This is a genomic window from Caulobacter sp. FV2ye17ST, assembly GCF_058680955.1.
This window is the reverse complement of sequence record NZ_CM178727.1, coordinates 3891838-3912500: the sequence shown is the minus strand read 5'-3', so window position 1 is coordinate 3912500 and position 20663 is coordinate 3891838. Positions and strand designations below refer to the sequence as shown.

The 20663-nt window shown below is 66.8% G+C and carries 18 protein-coding genes, 1 tRNA gene and 2 rRNA genes (1 of these 21 running past the window's edge); 16 read left to right on the top strand and 5 right to left on the bottom strand.

The window, feature by feature from the left end; all coding sequences use genetic code 11:
• The 3 genes from ACW17V_RS18825 to ACW17V_RS18815 all read left to right on the top strand — a co-directional run.
• Window positions 1–462, top strand: a 23S ribosomal RNA gene (locus ACW17V_RS18825) (it extends 2328 nt beyond the left edge of the window).
• A 110-nt stretch (window positions 463–572) separates the two neighbouring features.
• Window positions 573–687 (top strand): 5S ribosomal RNA (gene rrf, locus ACW17V_RS18820).
• A gap of 75 nt (window positions 688–762) precedes the next feature.
• A tRNA-Met gene (locus ACW17V_RS18815) sits at window positions 763–839 on the top strand.
• Window positions 840–966: 127 nt separating this feature from the next.
• Here ACW17V_RS18815 and ACW17V_RS18810 read toward each other — a convergent pair.
• Window positions 967–1608, bottom strand: a complete 642-nt coding sequence (locus ACW17V_RS18810) for a 3-oxoacid CoA-transferase subunit B (protein WP_492106564.1) — start codon at window positions 1606–1608, stop codon at window positions 967–969.
• Window positions 1608–2318: a CoA transferase subunit A gene (locus ACW17V_RS18805; protein WP_492106563.1), complete on the bottom strand. Its 711-nt coding sequence runs from the start codon at window positions 2316–2318 to the stop codon at window positions 1608–1610. Before ACW17V_RS18805 ends, ACW17V_RS18810 begins: the two co-directional genes overlap by 1 nt.
• 129 nt (window positions 2319–2447) lie before the next feature.
• On the opposite strand from ACW17V_RS18805, the gene kefF reads away from it, so the two are divergent.
• Complete coding sequence (gene kefF / locus ACW17V_RS18800) at window positions 2448–3029, top strand: glutathione-regulated potassium-efflux system oxidoreductase KefF (RefSeq protein WP_492108830.1); 582 nt, start codon at window positions 2448–2450, stop codon at window positions 3027–3029.
• A 3-nt stretch (window positions 3030–3032) separates the two neighbouring features.
• The gene (locus ACW17V_RS18795) at window positions 3033–4934 is read left to right on the top strand and encodes a monovalent cation:proton antiporter-2 (CPA2) family protein (protein WP_492106562.1); all 1902 of its coding nucleotides are present in this window, start codon (window positions 3033–3035) and stop codon (window positions 4932–4934) included.
• 134 nt (window positions 4935–5068) lie between these two features.
• Here the strand turns inward: ACW17V_RS18795 and ACW17V_RS18790 are convergent, their stop codons facing one another.
• Window positions 5069–5743 carry a YiaD family glycine zipper/OmpA-like lipoprotein gene (locus ACW17V_RS18790; protein WP_492106561.1) on the bottom strand — a complete coding sequence of 225 codons (675 nt, stop codon included), beginning with the start codon at window positions 5741–5743 and terminating at the stop codon, window positions 5069–5071.
• Between the two features lie 180 nt (window positions 5744–5923).
• Between ACW17V_RS18790 and ACW17V_RS18785 the strand changes: the two genes are divergently transcribed.
• Window positions 5924–6859: an isopenicillin N synthase family dioxygenase gene (locus ACW17V_RS18785; RefSeq protein WP_492106560.1), complete on the top strand. Its 936-nt coding sequence runs from the start codon at window positions 5924–5926 to the stop codon at window positions 6857–6859.
• 53 nt (window positions 6860–6912) lie between these two features.
• On the opposite strand, the gene ACW17V_RS18780 is transcribed toward ACW17V_RS18785, so the two are convergent.
• On the bottom strand, window positions 6913–8553 hold the full coding sequence (locus ACW17V_RS18780; RefSeq protein ID WP_492106559.1) for a TadE/TadG family type IV pilus assembly protein: 1641 nt from the start codon (window positions 8551–8553) through the stop codon (window positions 6913–6915).
• Between the two features lie 136 nt (window positions 8554–8689).
• Here ACW17V_RS18780 and trmD point away from each other — a divergent pair, with 136 nt between their 5' ends.
• The 6 genes from trmD (at window position 8690) to leuB (ending at window position 13781) form a co-directional block, all read left to right on the top strand.
• Window positions 8690–9427: a tRNA (guanosine(37)-N1)-methyltransferase TrmD gene (gene trmD, locus ACW17V_RS18775; RefSeq protein ID WP_492106558.1), complete on the top strand. Its 738-nt coding sequence runs from the start codon at window positions 8690–8692 to the stop codon at window positions 9425–9427.
• A 3-nt stretch (window positions 9428–9430) separates the two neighbouring features.
• Window positions 9431–9823 carry a 50S ribosomal protein L19 gene (rplS, locus tag ACW17V_RS18770; protein WP_492106557.1) on the top strand — a complete coding sequence of 131 codons (393 nt, stop codon included), beginning with the start codon at window positions 9431–9433 and terminating at the stop codon, window positions 9821–9823.
• Window positions 9824–10221: 398 nt separating this feature from the next.
• On the top strand, window positions 10222–11658 hold the full coding sequence (gene leuC / locus ACW17V_RS18765; protein WP_492106556.1) for a 3-isopropylmalate dehydratase large subunit: 1437 nt from the start codon (window positions 10222–10224) through the stop codon (window positions 11656–11658).
• Window positions 11658–12266 (top strand): 3-isopropylmalate dehydratase small subunit, encoded by a 609-nt coding sequence (gene leuD / locus ACW17V_RS18760; RefSeq protein WP_492106555.1) that lies wholly within the window; start codon window positions 11658–11660, stop codon window positions 12264–12266. The genes leuC and leuD overlap by 1 nt, the downstream gene beginning before the upstream one ends.
• Window positions 12267–12413: 147 nt before the next feature.
• The gene (locus tag ACW17V_RS18755) at window positions 12414–12716 is read left to right on the top strand and encodes a putative quinol monooxygenase (protein ID WP_492106554.1); all 303 of its coding nucleotides are present in this window, start codon (window positions 12414–12416) and stop codon (window positions 12714–12716) included.
• A gap of 12 nt (window positions 12717–12728) precedes the next feature.
• On the top strand, window positions 12729–13781 hold the full coding sequence (leuB, locus tag ACW17V_RS18750) for a 3-isopropylmalate dehydrogenase (protein WP_492106553.1): 1053 nt from the start codon (window positions 12729–12731) through the stop codon (window positions 13779–13781).
• Between the two features lie 637 nt (window positions 13782–14418).
• On the opposite strand, the gene bioB is transcribed toward leuB, so the two are convergent.
• A complete protein-coding gene (bioB, locus tag ACW17V_RS18745; protein ID WP_492106552.1) occupies window positions 14419–15432 on the bottom strand; it encodes a biotin synthase BioB in 1014 nt (337 codons plus the stop codon).
• Between the two features lie 113 nt (window positions 15433–15545).
• Here bioB and ACW17V_RS18740 point away from each other — a divergent pair, with 113 nt between their 5' ends.
• The 4 genes from ACW17V_RS18740 to ACW17V_RS18725 all read left to right on the top strand — a co-directional run bounded on the left by ACW17V_RS18740 (window position 15546) and on the right by ACW17V_RS18725 (window position 20654).
• Window positions 15546–17048 (top strand): CYTH and CHAD domain-containing protein, encoded by a 1503-nt coding sequence (locus ACW17V_RS18740; protein WP_492106551.1) that lies wholly within the window; start codon window positions 15546–15548, stop codon window positions 17046–17048.
• A gap of 98 nt (window positions 17049–17146) precedes the next feature.
• Entirely contained in the window at window positions 17147–18538 is a 1392-nt protein-coding gene (gene ahcY, locus ACW17V_RS18735; protein ID WP_492106550.1) for an adenosylhomocysteinase, read from the top strand.
• A gap of 112 nt (window positions 18539–18650) precedes the next feature.
• On the top strand, window positions 18651–19739 hold the full coding sequence (locus ACW17V_RS18730; RefSeq protein ID WP_492106549.1) for a sensor histidine kinase: 1089 nt from the start codon (window positions 18651–18653) through the stop codon (window positions 19737–19739).
• Between the two features lie 66 nt (window positions 19740–19805).
• Window positions 19806–20654, top strand: a complete 849-nt coding sequence (locus ACW17V_RS18725; protein WP_492106548.1) for a pyridoxal kinase — start codon at window positions 19806–19808, stop codon at window positions 20652–20654.
• Window positions 20655–20663 lie beyond the last annotated feature (9 nt).

Here is a 20663-nt window from a genome sequence, read left to right as displayed (position 1 = left end):
AACGAATAAAAGGTACTCTAGGGATAACAGGCTGATTTTGCCCAAGAGTCCATATCGACGGCAAAGTTTGGCACCTCGATGTCGGCTCATCACATCCTGGGGCTGGAGCAGGTCCCAAGGGTTCGGCTGTTCGCCGATTAAAGTGGTACGTGAGCTGGGTTCAGAACGTCGTGAGACAGTTTGGTCCCTATCTGCCGTGGGTGTACGAGACTTGAGAGGATCTGTCCCTAGTACGAGAGGACCGGGATGGACACACCTCTGGTGGACCTGTCATGGCGCCAGCTGTGCAGCAGGGTAGCTAAGTGTGGACTAGATAACCGCTGAAAGCATCTAAGCGGGAAACTAACCTCAAAACAAGGTCTCGCTGAGAGCCGTGGAAGACCACCACGTTGATAGGCCAGGTGTGGAAGCGCTGTGAGGCGTGTAGCTTACTGGTACTAATAGCTCGATAGGCTTGATCGTTCTTCAGCCAAACCTATGCAAATGCTCTTTGTAGCATCAGACATACGATGTCTTCTTCGACTTGATATAACCGGTGCTTCTCGGAGCATCGCGCGCATCCTTTTTGCTGACCTGGTGGCTATGCCGGGGGTTCCCCACCCGATCCCATTCCGAACTCGGTCGTTAAGTCCCCCTGGGCCAATGGTACTTCGTCTCAAGGCGCGGGAGAGTAGGTCGCCGCCAGGTCCGCTAAAAGGATGCCAATACCAAGTCGAACTTCAAAGTCCCCCCTACCTCACGATCACCAACTACCCACTTCGCCGCGGGGTGGAGCAGCCCGGTAGCTCGTCAGGCTCATAACCTGAAGGTCACAGGTTCAAATCCTGTCCCCGCACCCAAGATCAAGAACGGCCTCCTTCGGGAGGCCGTTTTCGTTTGTTCTGCGTGCCACAGCCGGCAAACGCAAACGGCGCGCACCTTTCGATGCGCGCCGCGTAAGTCTTCCTGAATAGTCAGCCCTTCAGACTAGATCGCGACCTCGAAGGCCGCCTCGGTCTTGGCCTTGACCTCATCGACCGTGACGCCCGGCGCGAGTTCGATCAGCCGCACGGGCGTCTTGCCGCGATTGATCTCGAAAACGCCCAGTTCGGTGATCAGCAAGTCGACCACGCCGGCCCCGGTCAGCGGCAGAGAGCAGGCCTTGAGCAGCTTGGGTGCGCCTGATTTCTCGCAGTGGTCCATCACGACCACCACGCGCTTGACGCCGGCGACCAGATCCATGGCCCCGCCCATGCCCTTGACCATCTTGCCGGGCACCATCCAGTTGGCCAGGTCGCCGGTCTCCGACACCTGCATGCCGCCCAGGATCGACAGGGCGATATGGCCGCCGCGGATCATGGCGAAGCTGTCGGCCGACGAGAAATACGAGCTGGAATCCAGTTCGGTGATCGTCTGCTTGCCGGCATTGATCAGGTCGGCGTCTTCCTGGCCCTCATAGGGGAAGGGGCCCATGCCCAGCATGCCGTTCTCGCTCTGCAGCGTGACGCTCATGCCTTCGGGGATGTAGTTGGCCACCAGGGTCGGGATGCCGATGCCCAGGTTCACATAGAAGCCGTCGCGCAGTTCCTTCGCCGCGCGGGCGGCCATGTCGTCGCGTGTCCAGGCCATCAGACAGATTCCTTTTGGCGGGTGGTGACACGCTCGATGCGCTTCTCGAACTTCGCGCCCTTCAGCACCCGGTCGACATAGATGCCGGGGGTGTGGATGTTGTCCTTGTCGAGCGCGCCGATAGCGACGATCTCCTCGACCTCGACGACGGTGGCCTTGCCGGCCGTGGCCATCATCGGATTGAAGTTTCGGGCGGTCTTTCGATAGACCAGATTGCCCTCGGCGTCGGCCTTCCAGGCCTTGACGATCGACAGGTCGGCGGTCAGGCCGCGTTCCATCACATAGAGCTCACCGTCGAACTCGCGGACTTCCTTGCCCTCGGCGACCAGGGTTCCGACACCGGTCTTCGTAAAGAAGGCCGGAATGCCCGCGCCGCCGGCGCGAATGCGTTCGGCCAGGGTTCCCTGCGGATTGAACTCCAGTTCCAGCTCGCCGCTGAGGTAGAGCTGTTCGAACAGCTTGTTCTCCCCCACATAGGACGAGATCATCTTCTTGATCTGGCGGTTCTCCAGCAGGATCCCCAGGCCAAAGCCATCGACGCCGCAATTGTTGGAGACGACCGTGAGGTCCCTGACCCCCGTCTCGCGGATCGCCGCGATCAGGTTTTCCGGAATGCCGCAGAGGCCGAAGCCTCCGGCCATGATGGTCATGCCGTCGAACAGCAGCCCCGAAAGGGCCTCGACGGCGTCTGTCTGCACCTTGTCGACCATGGATCCTCCGTCACCAGCCTTTGGCATGCCGATGTTTGGCGAAGGGTCTCGCCCGGCGGCCGAAGAAATTCAACCCTTGATGAATAAAAATCCGATGCTTGGAGACGCTGCTTGAACGCTCACGAAGCCATGGGCGAGGGTAACACCGGCTCCGCGGCCCCCGCCACCTCCGGCGTGCTGCTGGTTCTGGCCCATCCCGCGCTTGAACGCTCTCGCGCCAACCGGGCCCTGGCCAAGGCCGCCAAGGGCCTTTCCCGCGTCACCTTCCGCGATCTCTATGAGACCTATCCGGACTTCGCGATCGATATCGAGGCCGAGCAGGCCGACCTGGTGGCCCATGACGTCATCGCCCTGCAGTTCCCGATGTACTGGTACTCGACCCCGGCGCTGATGAAGGAGTGGCTGGATCTGGTCTGGCTGCACGGCTTCGCCTATGGCCACGACGGCGTGGCCCTGCAGGGCAAGCGTCTGTTCGTCGCCTGCACCACCGGCGCCAGCGCCAAGGCCTATCACGCCCAGGGCTATAATCGCTTCACGATGGACGAGTTCCTGCGGCCGCTGGAGCAGACCGCCCACCTGTGCGGCATGGTCTGGGAGACGCCCTTCGTCGTGCACGGCGCGGCGGTCAAGGACGACGCGGCGCTGAAGGCCGAGGCCGAGCGCTACAAGGCCCGCATCGCCTCGCTTCTGCCCAGCAAGCTGGAGGTCTGAACCATGGAATCCTTCCTCACCCAGACCCTGTTCTATCTGGGCGCGGCCGTGATCTCGGTGCCGATCGCCAAGCGGCTCGGGCTGGGCTCGGTGCTCGGCTATCTGATCGCCGGCTTGGTCATCGGCCCGCACGCCCTGTCGCTGATCGGCGCCCAGGCCGATGTGATGAAATTCGCCGAGTTCGGCGTGGTCATCCTGCTGTTTCTGATCGGGCTGGAGGTCCAGCCCTCCACCCTGTGGGACATGCGCAAGGCGATCTTCGGCTTTGGCGGCGCCCAGGTGGTGGTCACCTCGCTGGCGATCGCCGGGGTTTCGATGCTGCTGGGCCTGCCGTGGCAGACGGCCCTGGCGGTCGGCATGGTGCTGGCCATGTCGTCGACGGCCATTGTGCTGCAGACCCTGGACGAGAAGGGGCTGAGGCAAGGCCCGGTCGGTCGCGCCGCCTTCGGGATCCTGCTGCTGCAGGACCTGGCGGTGATCCCGATGTTCGCCCTGCTGCCCCTGCTGGCCACCATCGCGCCGCCTGTCCATGGCGACGCCGGGGGGCATGGAGCCAGCCTGGTCTCGCATCTGCCGATCTGGGCCCAGGGCCTGTCCGTCTTCGCCGCCGTGGGCGCCGTGGTCGGGGGCGGGCGCTATCTGGTGCGCCCGCTGTTCCGCTTCATCGCCAAGGCCCGCCTGCGCGAGATCTTCACCGCTTCGGCCCTGCTGATCGTGGTGGGGGTGGCCAGCCTGATGCAGATGGTCGGGCTGTCGCCGGCGTTGGGCGCCTTCCTGGCCGGGGTGGTGCTGGCCGAAAGCGAGTTCCGCCGCGAGCTGGAGACCGACATCGAGCCCTTCCGGGGCCTGCTGCTGGGCCTGTTCTTCATCACCGTGGGCGCCGGCGTCGACCTGCCGCTGATCGCCACCCAGCCCCTGACCCTGATCGGGCTGGTGCTGGGCCTGATGGTGCTGAAGTTCCTGGTCATGCTGGGTCTGGCTCGGCTGTTCGGCGCTCCGCTGCGCGGCGCCGCCGCCGTCGCCACGGCCCTGGCCCAGGGCGGGGAGTTCGCCTTCGTGCTGCTGACCTTCACGGTCGGCGCCGGCGTGATCGGGGCCCAGCTGGCGGCCCTGCTGACCGCCGCCGTCGCCGTCTCCATGGCCCTGACGCCTCTGGCCATGATCCTGTATGAGCGGGTCGCCGCGGCCATGGACGCGGCCATCGCCGACGTCACCCCCGATACCGGCGATTTCGACGACGGCGAGCCCGACATCATCATCGCCGGCTTCGGACGGTTCGGCCAGATCACCGGCCGCCTGCTGACCGCCAACGGCTTCCGTTCGACGGTTCTGGACAGCGATATCGAGCAGATCGACCTGCTGCGGCGGTTCGGTCGCCGCGTGCACTATGGCGACGCCACCCGCATGGACCTGCTGCGCGCCGCAGGCATCGAGCGAGCGCGGATGCTGATCGTGGCCCTGGATGATCGGGAAAAGACGGTCGAACTGGTCGAGACGGCCCGCAAGGCCTTTCCCGACCTGGTGATCCTGGCGCGGGCCTGGGACCGGCGTCATGCCTATGACCTGCTGGCCAACGGCGCCGACGCGGTTGAGCGCGAGACCTTCGAGTCCGCCCTGGCCCTAGGCCAGACGGCCTTGCAGAAGCTGGGGTTCCGCGCCCACCGCGCCCACCGGGCGGCCTCGTTCTTCCGGCATCACGACCGGCGCACCTTCGAGGAGCTGCGTCCGATGTGGGGGCAGGAAGAGGCCTATATCCTGGCCTCGCGCGACGCCGCCCAGACCATGGATCGCCTGCTGGCCGCCGACCTGTCGCGCATGCGGCCGGGCGACGCCGGCGGGGCGTGGGATACGGCCAGCCTGGAACAGGAACTGCGCGAGCGCGCGGAGAAGGAAGGGGCGGAGTAGCTCAAATCCTCCCCCTAGCGGGGGAGGTGTCGCCGTAGGCGACGGAGGGGGAAGTGCTGGTGACTCACTGCGATCTTCCTCCTCCGGCCTTCGGCCGCCTCCCCCTTCAGGGGGAGGACTTGTGACAGCCGGCCCTACTGCGTGATCGGACGCAGAACGATCTCGACCCGGCGGTTCTGGCTGCGGCCCTCGGCCGTGCCGTTGTCGGCGATCGGCTGGCGTTCGCCCATGCCGGCCACGAAGACGCGGTCGCCCAGCACCCGGCCGGCGCCGACCAGATAGCTGGCCACCGAGCTGGCGCGGCGTTCCGACAGGGTCTGGTTATAGGCGTCGGGGCCGCTGCTGTCGGCATGGCCGACGACGTCGATGGTGGTCTGGGGATAGGCGTTCAGGGTGCGCGCGACGTCATCGAGCACGCGGGTGAACTGCGGCTGCACGTCCGACTGGTCGACGGCGAAGGTCACGTCGCTGGGCATCACCAGAACGATCTGGTCGCCGTTGCGGCGGATCATGACGCCCGAGCCCTCCAGGCTGCGGCGGAAGTCAGCCTGCTGACGGTCCATGTAATTGCCGACCGCGCCGCCGGCCAGGGCGCCGATGCCCGCGCCGATCAGCGCGTTCTTGCGGCCCTGCTCGCCCGAATTGGTGTTGGTCAGATAGCCCAGCACCGCGCCGACGCCGGCCCCGGTCAGGGCGCCCGTGCCGGTGTTGTTGCGCACCGGCATGCCGGTATAGGGGTCGGTGGTGGTGCAGGCGGTCAGGGCGGCGGCCCCCATCAGCAGCGCAACCAGCGCGGTCTTCTTCATCATGGCCGTGGTCTTTCGTGTTCAGGTCCGGTGCGTGTGGTCACGCTTGATCATCGAGAGGGCAAACGCCCGGCTCATGGTCAAGTTCCATCCTGCGACATGACGCTACGATGAACGGGTCTTCGTTCCGGACGTTTCCCGGTGTAGTAAGCCTCGACTTACTAACTTCCGAGGCTGAGCCCTGTGTCCACGTCCGCGATCGATCCGATCTCTTTCACGCTCTACAGCAAGGATTTCGAGGGCTTCTCCCAGACGCTGGGCGCCTCGTTTGAACGCTACGGTTTCGCGGTGCTGTCGGAATACGACATGGACCAGGACCGCATCGACGCGGCCATCTCCGACGCCAAGGCCTTCTTCGCCCTGCCGGTCGACATCAAGAAGCAATATGCCGGGGTCAAGGGCGGCGCGCGCGGCTATATCCCGTTCGGCGTCGAGACCGCCAAGGGCGCCACGCATCACGACCTGAAGGAATTCTGGCACATGGGCCGCGATCTGCCGCCCGGCCACCGGTTCCGCGCCACCATGGCCGACAATGTCTGGCCGGCCGAAATCCCGGCCTTCAAGCATGACGTGTCGTGGTTCTACAACGCGCTCGACAGCATGGGCGGCAAGGTGCTGGAGGCCATCGCCGTCTATCTGAAGCTGGACAGAGGCTTCTTCAAGCCCACCATCGAGAACGGCAACAGCGTCCTGCGCCTGCTGCACTATCCGCCGATCCCGATCGACGCCACGGGCGTGCGGGCCGGCGCCCACGGCGACATCAACACCATCACCCTGCTGATGGGCGCCGAGGAGGGCGGTCTGGAGCTGCTGGACCGCAACGGCGAGTGGCTGCCGATCAATCCGCCGCCGGGCTGTATCGTCATCAATATCGGCGACATGCTGGAGCGGCTGACCAACCACGTCCTGCCCTCGACGATCCACCGGGTGCAGAACCCGCCGCCGGAGCGTCGCCACATCCCGCGCTATTCGACGCCGTTCTTCCTGCATTTCGCGTCGGACTACGAGATCAAGACCCTGCCCGGCTGCGTGACCGCCGAGAACCCGGACCGCTATCCGGAATCGATCACCGCCGACGAGTTCCTTCAACAGCGTCTGCGCGAGATCAAGTTGGCCTAGGGCGGCCAGACTGTCGCCATTCAGGGGTCCCGCCGGTTTCCGGCGGGGCCTTTTTATTTGGCGATGCGCAGGTTCTGGATCGAGCCGGCGATGGCGTCGAACACCGCCGACAGCTGGGCTGCGTTGGTGACGTCGTAATATTTGTCGCTGGTCGAGGCGCAGCCCTGCAGCACGACCTTGGAGTGGGCCGAGACGCCGACGCCGATGCTGTAGATGACCACGCCCTTGGCCTTGGCCGCGGCGCAGGTCTTGGTCTGCCGACTGTCCATGGCGTCGCGGCGATCGCTTCCGCTGGCGCCGACGTCGAGCGAGACATTGGAGGCGTTCTTCAGCCGCTTCTGCCAGACATAGCCATAGCCGCTGTAGGTGGAGTCATTGGGATCGCTGGTCTCGCTCATGACGTTGTCGCCGTCGGTAAGCAGGATGATGACCTTGCTGACATTGCGGGTTCCATAGGCCGATCCGTCAGCGAACGGCGCGTTGGGCGAGATCATGTGCCAGCCCCAGACCGTGCCCATGGCCACGTTGGTGTTGCCGGTGGCGACCATGTCGTCGAGCTTGTCCTTGACCGTCGTGGCGCCGGCCGCCGTGCGGACATTGGTCATCCGCAGCACGTTGGTGATGCCGCAGCCGTCATTGGGCCCGGAGCTGGTGCCGGTCTTGGCGGAGTTGATGATCTTGGACTTGTTGCTGGTCGCGTATTTGGCCGGCTCGCCCTGGCGTGTGAACCAGTTGCTGGAATTGGATTTGTCGTCGGTGATCCAGTTGTTGCTGGCGCTGTAATAGGTCGGGTTGCCCCAGCGATTGGTGCCGCTCTGGACCGTGTAGCTGTCCGGCTCGTCGGGCGCGAAATAGGGCACGAACATCGTGGCCGGCGTGCCGGTGACGGGCGCATCGTCGCTGATGTCGTAGGGAGCGGGCCGGCTTTCGACGCAGCCCGCCCAGCTGATGCCCGTCTGGGTGAGCAGGGTGAAACGGTTCTGCGCGCTGTTGAAGATGTCGGGGCCATAATAGGTCGCGTCCGGCATCGTGCCGGTGATCCAGCTGGCCGACGAATAGGTGGAGCCGACGTTCACGGTCATCGAGAACGGCACGACCGCGATCTTGACCGCATCGGTCTCCGAGGCGCGGGCGGCGGCGGCGGCAAGGGTGTCGACCAGTTCCTTGGAGGCGTCGATCAGGGCGTCGATCTTCTTGTCGCCAGAGCCCAGGTAGCTGTCCATCGAGCCGGTGTTGTCCAGCACCAGGGCCACTTCCAGCTTGTTGACCGACCGCACAACCTCCGACGAGGCGGTGACGGTGGTGTTGTTGCGGGTCCACAGGTTGGAGATGATCGGGGTGATGGTGACCGACGCCGAGCCGATGACCTTGTTGCCCGTGCCCGACACGAAGGTGGTGTTGGCCGTCGTCAGGGTCAGGCCCAGGCCCGCCATCTCGGCGGCGAAGGCCGCGTCGCCCACCGTATCCAGCCCCGCATTGGTGGTCTCGGTCGAGCGGGCGGCCATCAGGGTGGCGGCGTCCAGGGCGTCCTGCAGCTGGCGGCGCTGGACGCTGATCCGGTTCATGTCCAGCAGGCCAAAGGCCAGGATGGCGATCGGCAGGGCCAGAAAGGCGAACTGCACGGCCACCGCGCCACGCTCGTCGCCCCGCAGGGCGTCGAGCGGTCGTCGGAGGCGGCGAGGCAGAGCGAACATGTCTGGATCCAGGATGGGTCTTCGAGCGTCACCTTCGCCCAGGAGGGTGAACAAGCCCCCAACGCGCATGGTGAAGACGCCCCCGGCGGCCCTGCCGCGCTTCGACATTTGCCGTGTCCGGCGCTAAAGAGCGCCCATGCCGTTCACAGCCACCGTCATGACCATGTTCCCCGAGGCCTTCCCTGGCCCGCTCGGCGTCTCGATGATCGGGACCGCCTGGAAGGAGCAGGACCTGTGGCGATTGGAAACACTGGACATTCGGCCCTTTTCCAAGGATAAGCGCGGCTTCCTCGACGACACCCCTGCGGGTGGCGGCGCGGGAGCCGTACTGAAAGCGGACGTCATCGCCGCCGCGCTGGACAGCGTGGAGGTCGGTGGGCGGCCGCTTTTGTACATGAGCGCCCGGGGTCGGCCCCTGACCCAGGCGCGTGTTCGGCAATGGAGCGAGGCGCCCGGGATCATCGTCCTGTGCGGCCGTTTCGAGGGGGTGGACCAGCGGGTGCTCGACGCCCGGGGGTTCGAGGAGGTCTCGGTCGGAGACGCGGTGCTCGCCGGTGGCGAGGCGGCGGCGATGGTCGTGATCGAGGCGTGCGTTCGACTTGCCCCGGGGGTTCTGGGGAACATCGAGAGCACGCTGGAAGAAAGCTTCGAGGACGGTCTCCTCGAGCATCCGCAGTACACGCGACCGCGGACGTTCGAAGGGCTGGATATCCCCGAGGTGCTGCTGTCGGGCGACCACAAGAAGGTGGCCCAGTGGCGCAACAGTATGCGTGAAGAGACCACTCGCGAGCGGCGACCCGATCTTTGGGAAGCGCATCTCGCCAATCAACAGGCAAAAGGCGGCCCGACCAAGGGTAAGCCCAAAGGAGACTGAGACATGGCTATCAACATCATCAAGCAACTCGAGCAGGAAGAATCCGCGCGTCTGCTGGCCGTCCGGGCGATCCCCGACTTCCAGGCTGGCGACACCCTGCGCGTCAACGTGAAGATCAAGGAAGGCGAGCGCGAACGCGTTCAGGCCTACGAGGGCGTCTGCATCGCCCGCGCCGGCGCCGGCATCCATGAGAGCTTCACGGTCCGCAAGATCTCGTTCGGCGAAGGCGTGGAGCGTCTGTTCCCGCTGCTGTCGCCGAACATCGAAAGCATCGAAGTCAAGCGTCGCGGCGTCGTCCGTCGCGCCAAGCTCTACTACCTGCGCGACCGTCGCGGTAAGTCGGCCCGGATCGCCGAACGCCAGACGATCCGCAAGGAAAAGGGCGCCGCTGAATAAGCCGCCTTTCCTGAAGATCGAACGAGGCCCCGGTGGAAACGCCGGGGCCTTTTTCTTTGCGGCGATTTTCTGGCCCGCTCTCAACCAATCCGGGCGAGGTCGCCCTTTAGTGCGTTCGCACACTTCTTGACAGAAGCCGGCTTTGAGCTGACCGTGATGTCACCCCCACCGCTCAGGCGACGAGGTTTCAGACCGCTCCCTTCCAGGGTGTGGCCGGTTTCAAAGGCTTCAAGTCACGAAACCAAAATGACAACAGGGCGCGCACCCAGGTCTCACGCGAGAGGGGCGCGCCCTTTATTCGTTCCGCAAAGTCGCCTGTCGGCCACGCCCGGCAAGAAATTGTCGCCAGCCCGGCCCGGGACTGGATTTCCACGCACGATCCGCCCTATATCCCGGCCATGTCCGGCAAAACCCTTTACGACAAGATCTGGGACGCTCACGTCGTCAGCGAGGCTGACGGCGAGGCCATCCTCTATATCGACCTGCACCTGATCCACGAGGTGACCACCCCGCAGGCCTTCGCCGGCCTTCGCGCGGCCGGTCGCAAGGTGCGCCGCCCCGACCGCACCCTGGCGGTGGCCGACCACAATATCCCGACCGAGGGCCAGGCCCTGGGCGTCGACGCCGTCAAGGACGAGGAAGCCCGGCTGCAGCTGCAGACCCTGGCCCGCAACGTCAAGGACAACGGCATCCCGTTCTTCCCGATGGGCGATATCCGTAACGGCATCGTCCACGTGGTGGGTCCCGAGCAGGGCCGCACCCAACCGGGCATGACCATCGTCTGCGGCGACAGCCACACCTCGACCCACGGCGCCTTCGGGGCCCTGGCCCACGGCATCGGCACCTCGGAAGTCGAGCACGTCCTGGCCACCCAGACCCTGCGCCAGAAGAAGTCGAAGAACATGCTGGTCCGCGTCGACGGCCAGCTGGGTCCCGGCGTCACCGGCAAGGACATCGCGCTCGCCGTGATCGGCGAGATCGGCACCGCCGGCGGCACCGGCTATGTGATCGAGTTCGCCGGCGAGGCCATCTCGGCCCTGTCGATGGAAGGCCGCATGACCCTGTGCAACCTGACCATCGAGGGCGGGGCCAAGGCCGGGCTGATCGCGCCCGACGACAAGACCTACGCCTATATCCAGGGCAAGCCCGCCGCCCCCAAGGGCGCGGCCTGGGACATGGCCAAGAGCCACTGGAAGACCTTCTTCACCGACCCGGACGCCGTCTTCGACCGCACCGTGACGATCGACGCCTCGTCCCTGGTCCCGATGGTCACCTGGGGCACCAGCCCCGAGGACGTCATCCCGGTGACCGGCAAGGTGCCCGATCCGGAAAGCTTCGCCACGCCCGACAAGCGCTCGGCCGCCCATCGGGCGCTGGACTATATGGGCCTGACCGCCGGCCAGCCGATCTCGGAAGCTCGCATCGATCGCGTCTTCATCGGCTCGTGCACCAACAGCCGGATCGAGGACATGCGCGCCGCCGCCGCCGTGGTGCAGGAGGCCTTCCTGCACGGCCGCCTCGTCGCGCCGCACGTTACGGCCATGGTGGTGCCGGGCTCGGGCCTGGTCAAGGAACAGGCCGAGGAAGAAGGCCTGGACGCCATCTTCAAGGCCGCGGGCTTTGACTGGCGCGAGCCGGGCTGCTCGATGTGCCTGGCCATGAACCCCGACAAGCTGCAGCCGGGCGAGCGCTGCGCCTCGACCAGCAACCGCAACTTCGAAGGCCGCCAGGGCCGCGCCGGCCGCACCCACCTCGTCTCCCCCGCCATGGCGGCGGCGGCGGCGATCGCCGGGCATCTGGTCGATGTGCGCACCTTCCTGGAGGAGACCGTCTGATGCAGGCCTTCACCCGTCTCGACGGCCGCGCCGTCCCGCTGTCGCTGGCCAATATCGACACCGACCAGATCATCCCCAAGCAGTTCCTCAAGACCGTGGAACGCGAGGGTCTGGCCAAGGGCCTGTTCTACGACTTCCGCTTCGATGGCGAGGGGAACGAGATCAGCGACTTCGTGCTGAACCGGCCGGAGTACAAGGGCTCGTCCGTCCTGATCGCCGGCGACAATTTCGGCTGCGGCTCGTCGCGCGAGCACGCGCCGTGGGCCCTGATGGACTTCGGGATCATGTGCGTGATCTCGACCAGCTTCGCCGACATCTTCAACAACAACTGCTTCAACAACGGCCTGCTGCCGGTGGTGCTGGCGCCCGAGGAGATCGCCGTCCTGATGGACGAGGCCAAGGGCGGCAACCACATGGTCAGCATTGACCTGGAAGCCCAGACGGTGATCTCGCCCTCGGGCAAGACCTTCGCCTTCCAGATCGATCCGGTCCGCAAGGACAAGATGCTGCGCGGCCTCGACGCCATCGGCGAGACCATGATGCACGGCGGCGACATCGACCTGTATGAGAGCAAGCGGGCGCTCAGCGAGCCCTGGCTGGAAGTCTAGATCTCTTCCCTCCCCCTTGGATGGGGGAGGGGCAGGGGTGGGGGTGACACCGCCAGCGGGCTTCGGCTCGGCATCGCCACATCCTGAACCGCCTTCACCCCCATCCCCGCCCTTCCCCCATCGAGGGGGAAGGGAGAGAGTGCTGACATGACCATCATCCTCGCCGGCACCGTCCGCCTCCCGCCCGAACGCCTGGCCGACCTGCGGCCGCACCTGCGCGCCCAGGTCGAGGGCAGCCGGGCCGAGCCGGGCTGCCTGGACTACGCCCTGACCGAGGATCCGCTCGATCCGGGCCTGATCCGGGTCTATGAGCATTTCGTCGACGAAAACGCCCTGGCCTTCCACCGCGCCAGCCCGCACATGGCCGCCTGGCGCGCCTGCTGGCCGGAGCTGGGGATAGGCGAGCGCCGCATGTCGTCATTTGACGTTTCCGCCTACCGCGAAATCTGAAGAGAGCCCTCCATGTCCACGCTTCTCCTCCTGCCGGGCGACGGCATCGGTCCCGAAGTCACCGCCCAGGTCCGCCGCGTGGCCGCCGCCCTGACGCCGGACCTGAACGTCGAGGAGGCCATCTATGGCGGCGCCAGCTACGACGTCCACGGCACGCCCCTGACCGGCGAGGTCCGTGACCGGGCCCTGGCCAGCGACGCGGTGCTGATGGGCGCGGTCGGCGGTCCCAAGTGGAAGGACGCCCCGCGCCACCTGCGCCCGGAAGCCGGCTTGCTGAACCTGCGCAAGGCCATGGACGTCTACGCCAACCTGCGCCCGGCCTATTGCTTCGAAGCCCTGGCCGACGCCTCCAGCCTCAAGCGCGAGCTGGTCTCGGGCCTGGACATCATGTTCGTCCGCGAGCTGACGGGCGGCGTCTATTTTGGCGAGCCGCGCGGCATCACCGATCTGGGCGACGGCCAGAAGCGCGGCGTCGACACCCAGGTCTATACGACAGCCGAGATCGAGCGCGTCGCCCGCGTCGCCTTCGAGTTGGCCCGTGGCCGCTCCAACCGCGTCGCCTCGGCCGAGAAGTCCAACGTCATGGAGTCGGGCCTGTTGTGGAAGCAGGTCGTCACCGAGCTGCACGCCCGCGAATACGCCGACGTCCAGCTGGAGCACATCCTGGCCGATAACTGCGCCATGCAGCTGGTCCGGGCGCCCAAGCAGTTCGACGTCATCGTCACCGACAACCTGTTTGGCGACATCTTGTCGGACGCCGCCGCCATGCTGACCGGCTCGCTGGGCATGCTGCCCTCGGCGGCGCTGGGCGCGGCCGGCAAGCCGGGCCTGTACGAGCCCATCCACGGCTCGGCCCCCGACATCGCCGGCAAGGGCGTGGCCAATCCGCTGGCCGCCATCCTGTCGTTCGAAATGGCCCTGCGCTGGTCGCTGGGCCAGGCCGACGCCGCCGACGCCCTGCTGGCCGCCGTCAAGGCGGCCCTGGACGGTGGGGCGCGCACCCGCGACCTCGGCGGTTCGCTGTCGACGGTGGAAATGGGCGACGCGGTTCTGGCCAGGCTCTAGGCTACGCAAAGTCCTCCCCGGACGGGGAGGGCGCATAGATCGATCCCTCCTCTCCCTCTGGGAGAGGGTTGGGGAATGGGGATGGCGCGCAGTTTATCCCCGTACTTTCCGAAACAAACTCCAGCCCGATCAACGGCTTGTAAAATAGTTGATCGCGCCAATCCTCGGAGCTCAAACCCGCTGCATAATCTTAGCTGTCCCCGTCGCAGGGGGAGGCGCCTGGATCCGGCCCAACAGCGGCGATGGGGATGGAGCTGAGCGGGGCCGCGCGGTCACGCGGCGAGGACGAAGGTGGTCTGTTCGTTGGATAGATCCGGGACCACCGGAAGGCTCGTCGGAGAGACAGCGTGGAGCGACAGGGCGAGGGATCGTAAACCCGCCTATCGCGCATCGTCGGGGGTTGAGACGGTTAGCCGATCGACCTTGGTGCGCGCCCGTACGGGGGCTCTTGGGTATCAGAGCTGAAAGACGCTCGCTTGGCCCAATCCTCACGCAAGAACAGCTTCTGCGAAGCGGACAGGTCGAGCCGAAACGCACACAACACATCACGGTCATCCGGGTTCGCCCCGGCCGCTTCGCGCCTCCCCAACCCCTTCAGTGGCTGATGCCGCGTGAGGCTGAGAGCCCGTGTCCGTGACTACTCCGCCGCCACGGCCTGGGCCGCCTGGCGCACGCCCATCGGGCGCAGGTTCAGGTCCTGGAACAGCGCGCTGTCCTCGTCCTGGCCCGGCAGGGGCGTGGTCAGCAGCTTGCCGCCGACGAAGATCGAGTTGGCGCCGGCCAGGAAGCACAGGGCCTGCAGCTCGCGGCTCATCTCGTCGCGGCCGGCCGACAGGCGGACCATGGACCGGGGGCAGACGATGCGGGCGACGGCGATGGTGCGGACGAACTCGATGGAGTCGATGGCCTTGTCGCCGTCCTTCAGGATCCTGTCGCCCAGCGGCGTGCCGCTGACCGGCACCAGGCCGTTGATCGGCAGGCTGTCGGGGTGGCTGGGCAGGGTGGCCAGCTGATGCAGCAGGCTGGCGCGGTCGCGGCGCGTCTCGCCCATGCCGACAATGCCGCCGCAGCAGGTGCTCATGCCGGCGTCGCGGACATGGGCCAGGGTGTCGAGGCGCTCCTGATAGGTGCGGGTCGTCACCACGTCGGCATAGTATTCCGGGCCGGTGTCGAGGTTGTGGTTGTAGTAGTCGAGGCCGGCGTCCTTGAGCTGTTTGGCCTGGTCCGCCGTCAGCATGCCCAGGGTGGCGCAGGTTTCCAGGCCCAGGGCCTTCACGCCGCCGATCATCGCCGCCAGCTTGGGCAGGTCGCGATCCTTCAGCTCGCGCCAGGCCGCGCCCATGCAGAAGCGCTGCGCGCCGCCATCGCGGGCCGCGCGAGCCTTGGCGATGACGACATCGGCGTCCATCAGCTTTTCAGCCTGCAGGCCGGTCTTGAAGTGGGCGCTTTGGCTGCAATAGCCGCAGTTTTCCGCGCAGCCGCCGGTCTTGACCGACAGCAGCTGCGAAAGCTGCACTTCAGAGGGATCAAACCCGGCGCGGTGGACGTTAGCGGCCTGGAACACCAGCTCCATGAAGGGCTGATCGAACAGGGCCTCGACCTGGGTCAGGGTCCAGTCGTGACGGGGTTGTGCGGGGTTGATTTGCGTCATGGCGCGCACGTTTGAACCGCGTAATGCCGCTTGGCAAGTCGCCGCCGTCGCGCGATAGGCCTTAGCGGCCAGACAGCGCGCCGACGGTTGGGCCAAGGGCCCGGGATGGGAACATGGATCGAGAAATCGAGCTGAAATTCCTGATCGCGCCCGAGGCGGCCGACCAGATCCTGACCCTGCTCGCCGGCAAGGGGGGCGGGGAGGGCGCCGTCCGCCAGCTGGACGCCACCTATTTCGACACCGCCGATCACGCCCTGCGCAAGGCGGGCTTTGGCCTGCGGGTTCGCGACGGCGAAGGCGGCCGCAAGCAGACCCTGAAATCGGCCTCGGCGGGCGGGATTTTCGCGCGCGGCGAATGGGAGACCGCCATCGCCGGCCCCGGTCCGGACGACGCGGCCCTGGCGGCGACGCCGGCGGCGGCGGTCGTTAATGGCCAGGCCCTGCACCCGGTGTTCACCACCAGCGTCGAGCGCATTGTGCGGATGATCCGCCGGGGCGAGACGGTGATCGAGGCGGTCGTCGATCGCGGCGAACTGATCGGCGAGACGCGCCGCGCGCCGGTCTGCGAACTGGAGCTCGAGCTCAAGGCCGGCGCGCCGGCCGCCCTGTTTGACCTGGCGCGTGAGCTGGCCGAGCGGGCAGCGCTGCGCCTGTCGCTGGTCAGCAAGGCCGAGCGCGGCTACGGCCTGGCCGGCGCCGGCCAGCCCGCGTCCGAGACGCGCCGCTCGCCCGCCCAGCTGACCCCGGACATGAGCGTCGGCGAGGCCCTGCAGGCCATTGGGCGCGCGGCCCTGTCCCAGCTGTGCGCCAGCGTCGAGGCCCTGCGCGAACGTCCCGGTCCCGAGGGCGTGCATCAGCTGCGGGTCGCCGCGCGCCGCATGCGAGCGCTGCTCAAGGCCTTCAGGCCGCTTTCGACCGGACCGGAGGCGCTGGCGCTGGACGAGGAACTCAGCTGGCTGGCCGGCGAACTGGATACGGCCCGCGACCTGGACGTGTTCATCGCCGAGGTTTGGCGTCCGGCCACGACCGATCCGCAGGCCGAAGGCGCGGCCGCCTTCGGGCGGGCGTTGCTGGCGGCCCAGGCCAACGCCTATCTGCGCATGGAGGCGGCGCTGGAAAGCGCTCGCGGCCGCGCCCTGCTGCTGGAGGCCGCCGCCTGGCTGGAGGCCGGGTCCTGGACCACCGCTCCGGACCTGGCGGCCGTCCGCGCCCAGTCGGCGCCGGCCTTCGCGTCGGCGATGCTGAAGCGCCGCCGCCACGCTATCGTCAAGAAAGGCGCGCGCCTCGACGACCTGGACCCCGCGGCCCGCCATCGCCTGCGCCTGAAGGGCAAGACCCTGCGCTACGCCGCCGCGGATCTGGCCGGCCTGTTCCCGGAGCATCCCAAGCGGACCGAACGCTTCATCGAGGCGACCAAGGCCTTGCAGGACGCCCTGGGTGACCTCAACGATCTGCATGTCGGCCCCGAACTGGCGCGCGGCGTGGCCCTGGCCAGCGGCGAGCCGGAGGCTGCCCTCGCGGCGGACCGGTTGGCTGGCGACGGCGACGAGGCGCGCCTGATGCGCCAGGCCCGCAAGGCCCGCGACGCCTTCGCCGAGGCCCGGATCTTCTGGTGAAGCCTGGCCATATAAAGATATCTTTATGCGTTAATTGCCCGGAAGGGACGCCCGCGCTATAAGGCCGGCAAGACATTCACCGACCGCAGGAGCCGACCGTGGCCGACTACATCGTCAAGGACATCTCGCTCGCCGATTACGGCCGCAAGGAAATCGCCATCGCCGAGACCGAAATGCCCGGTCTGATGGCCACCCGCGCCGAATACGGCCCGGGTCAGGTCCTGAAGGGCGCCCGCATCGCCGGCAGCCTGCACATGACCATCCAGACCGCCGTCCTGATCGAGACCCTCACCGCCCTGGGCGCTGAAGTCCGCTGGGCGTCGTGCAACATCTTCTCGACCCAGGACCACGCCGCCGCAGCCATCGCCGCCTCGGGCGTGCCGGTGTTCGCCTTCAAGGGCGAGAACCTGGTCGAGTACTGGGAATACGCCCACAAGATCTTCGAGTGGCACGACGGCGGCTATCCGAACCTGATCCTCGACGACGGCGGCGACGCCACCCTGCTCTGCGTGCTGGGCCCCAAGGCCGAGAAGGACCCGACCCTTCTCAACAATCCGCAGAACGAGGAAGAAGAAGCCCTCTACGCCGTGATGAAGAAGTATCTGGCCGAGAAGCCGGGCTTCTACACCGCCATCCGAAACGCCATCACCGGCGTGTCGGAAGAAACCACCACGGGCGTTCACCGCCTGTACCAGATGGCCCAGAAGGGCGACCTGCCGTTCCCCGCCATCAACGTTAATGACAGCGTCACCAAGTCCAAGTTCGACAACCTGTATGGCTGCCGCGAAAGCCTGGTCGACGCCATCCGTCGCGGCACCGACGTCATGCTGTCGGGCAAGGTCGCGGTGGTCTGCGGCTATGGCGACGTGGGCAAGGGCTCGGCCGCTTCGCTGCGTCAGGGCGGCGCCCGCGTGATCGTCACCGAAGTCGACCCGATCTGCGCCCTGCAGGCGGCGATGGAAGGCTATGAGGTCCAGACCCTGCAGGACGTCGCCTCCAAGGCCGACATCTTCGTCACGGCGACGGGCAACAAGGACGTCATCACGCTGGACGACATGCGGATGATGAAAAACAACGCCATCGTCTGCAATATCGGCCACTTCGACAGCGAAATTCAGATCGCCGCCCTGCGCAACTACAAGTGGGACGAGATCAAGCCGCAGGTCCACCACGTGGAATTCCCGGACGGCAAGAAGCTGATCGTGCTGTCCGAAGGCCGCCTGGTGAACCTGGGCAACGCGACGGGTCACCCCTCGTTCGTGATGTCGGCCTCGTTCACCAACCAGACCCTGGCCCAGATCGAACTGTGGACCAACCGGGCCAGCTACGAGCATCAGGTCTACACCCTGCCCAAGCACCTCGACGAAAAGGTCGCCTTCCTCCACCTGGAGAAGCTGGGCGCCAAGCTCTCGACCCTGCGCAAGGACCAGGCCGACTATATCGGCGTGCCGGAAAAGGGTCCGTTCAAGCCGGATCACTACCGCTACTAGGACCGCTTCACGGCGACCAGATCAGGCCCGCTCGCGGAAACGCGGCGGGCCTTTTTCGTGGGCCCGGCGCCGAAAGCGCCGCCGTCGCGTTGATAGGGGGCAGGAGCCCCCAATGTCCGCTAAACACGACGCCACACTCGCCAGCCTGATCATCGAGAACGCCCTCGGCTATGCGATCTTCACCATGGATCTGGAAGGCCGGGTGACCAGCTGGAGCCGGGGCGCCGAGACGGTGCTCGGCTATGGCCGTGAAGAGGCGATGGGCATGACGTTCAGCGCCCTGTTCACCCCCTCGGACCGGGAGGCCGGCGCCGACCGGCTGGAGCTGGACAACGCCAAGCGGCTGGGGCGGGCCGAGGACACCCGCTGGCACCTGCGCAAGGACGGCTCGCGGTTCTGGGGCAACGGCATGACCATGGGCATCTATGAGCCCGGCCTGACGGGATTGATGAAGATCCTGCGGGACGAGACCCCCGCCAAGCTGGCTGAAGACCAGCGGGTGTTGCTGCTCAACGAGCTGAACCACCGGATCAAGAACACCCTGGCCACGGTGCAGTCGATCGCCGAGCAGACCCTGCGGGCGGCCAAGGTCGATCCGCGTGTTCGTCGCGAGCTGACCAACCGCCTGATGGCGATGTCGGACGCCCACAACGTGTTGGTCGACCAGACCTGGTCCGGAGCCGACCTCGGCACCATCGTCCGGCAGGCGGTGGCGCCGCACGATCACCCGGGTGACCATCGTTTCGCGATCGACGGCCCCCTGGTCTGGCTCAGCCCTCAGCAGGCCGTGGCCATGGCTCTGGCCCTGCACGAACTGGCGACCAACGCCCTCAAATATGGCGCCCTCTCCGTCGATGGCGGTCAGGTCGAACTGAGCTGGAACCTCGCGCACAACCAGCTCGGCGCCCGCCATGTCAATCTGCTCTGGCGCGAACATGGCGGGCCGCCCGTGACCTCGCCCGCCCACACCGGGTTCGGCACCCGGCTGATCGCGCGAACCTTCGGCCAGGACAGCGGGGGTGAGGCGCGCATCGACTACCTGCCCCAGGGCGTGAAGTGCGTGATGCAGCTTCCGCTGTCGGTGCGTGGCGAGGATCCGGCGACGTGGTCCGCGCTCGTCGCCGACCAGATCACGCCGGCGCGCGTTCAGACTGTCGTCGAGGCGCGCTCCAACGACGCTTCCGATGCGCCGATTCCCTGAAAGCTTCGCCGCTTCCGTCCCGCGACGCACTGTTCAAGCCGGCCATGGTCCGGTAAGCCGCTTGCCATGCCTTTAGCTCTGATCATCTCCAGCCATGTCGCCGGCAGCCGCGTCGGCGCGTCGGCCCAGGCCACAGCGCTCGTCCAGTTCCGCATCGACTCGATGGTCGCCCCCACCGTGCTGTTCGGCCGTCACCCCGGCTGGGGCGTGCCCGGCGGCGCGCCTGTGCCCATCGAGGTGCTGGAAGGCATGCTCGACGGCATGGAGGCCAATGGCCTGTTTGGCCTGACCGACATCGTCATCACCGGTTATTTCGCCAGCGCCGCCCAGGTGCGCGCCGCCGCCCGGGCCATCGACGCCGTGCGCGAGGCGCCCCGCGAAGGGGCCGCCAGCCGCAGGCCCTCGATCATCGTCGACCCCACCATGGGCGACGCCGGCAAGGGCCTCTATGTCCTGCCCGAGGTGGCCGAGGCCATCGCCGCCGAGCTGATCCCCCGCGCCGACGTGGTGGCCTGCAATGCCTGGGAGCTGCAGAAGCTGACCGGGGCCGACGCCCGCGATCCGCAATCGGCGATGCGCGCCGCCCGCCTGCTGGGCAAGCCCACCCTGGTCTCGTCCGTCCATCGCGGGGCCGAGATCGGCGTCGTCCTGGCCGACCGCAAGGAAGCCTGGCTGGCCGCCCACGCCAAGGCCGAGCGCTCGCCCAACGGCACGGGCGATCTGCTGACCGCCCTCTACGCCGCCTCGATCCTGGAAGGCCAGACCCTGTCCTACGGCCTGGCCCGCGCGGTCGGCGGGGTGGCCGAAACGGTGACCGCCGCCAATATCTGGAACGCGCCCGAGCTGCCGATCGTGGCCATGGGCGCGCGGATCAAGCAGACCTCGCCGACGGTCCGCATCGAGCGACTGGCCTAGGGAACACCG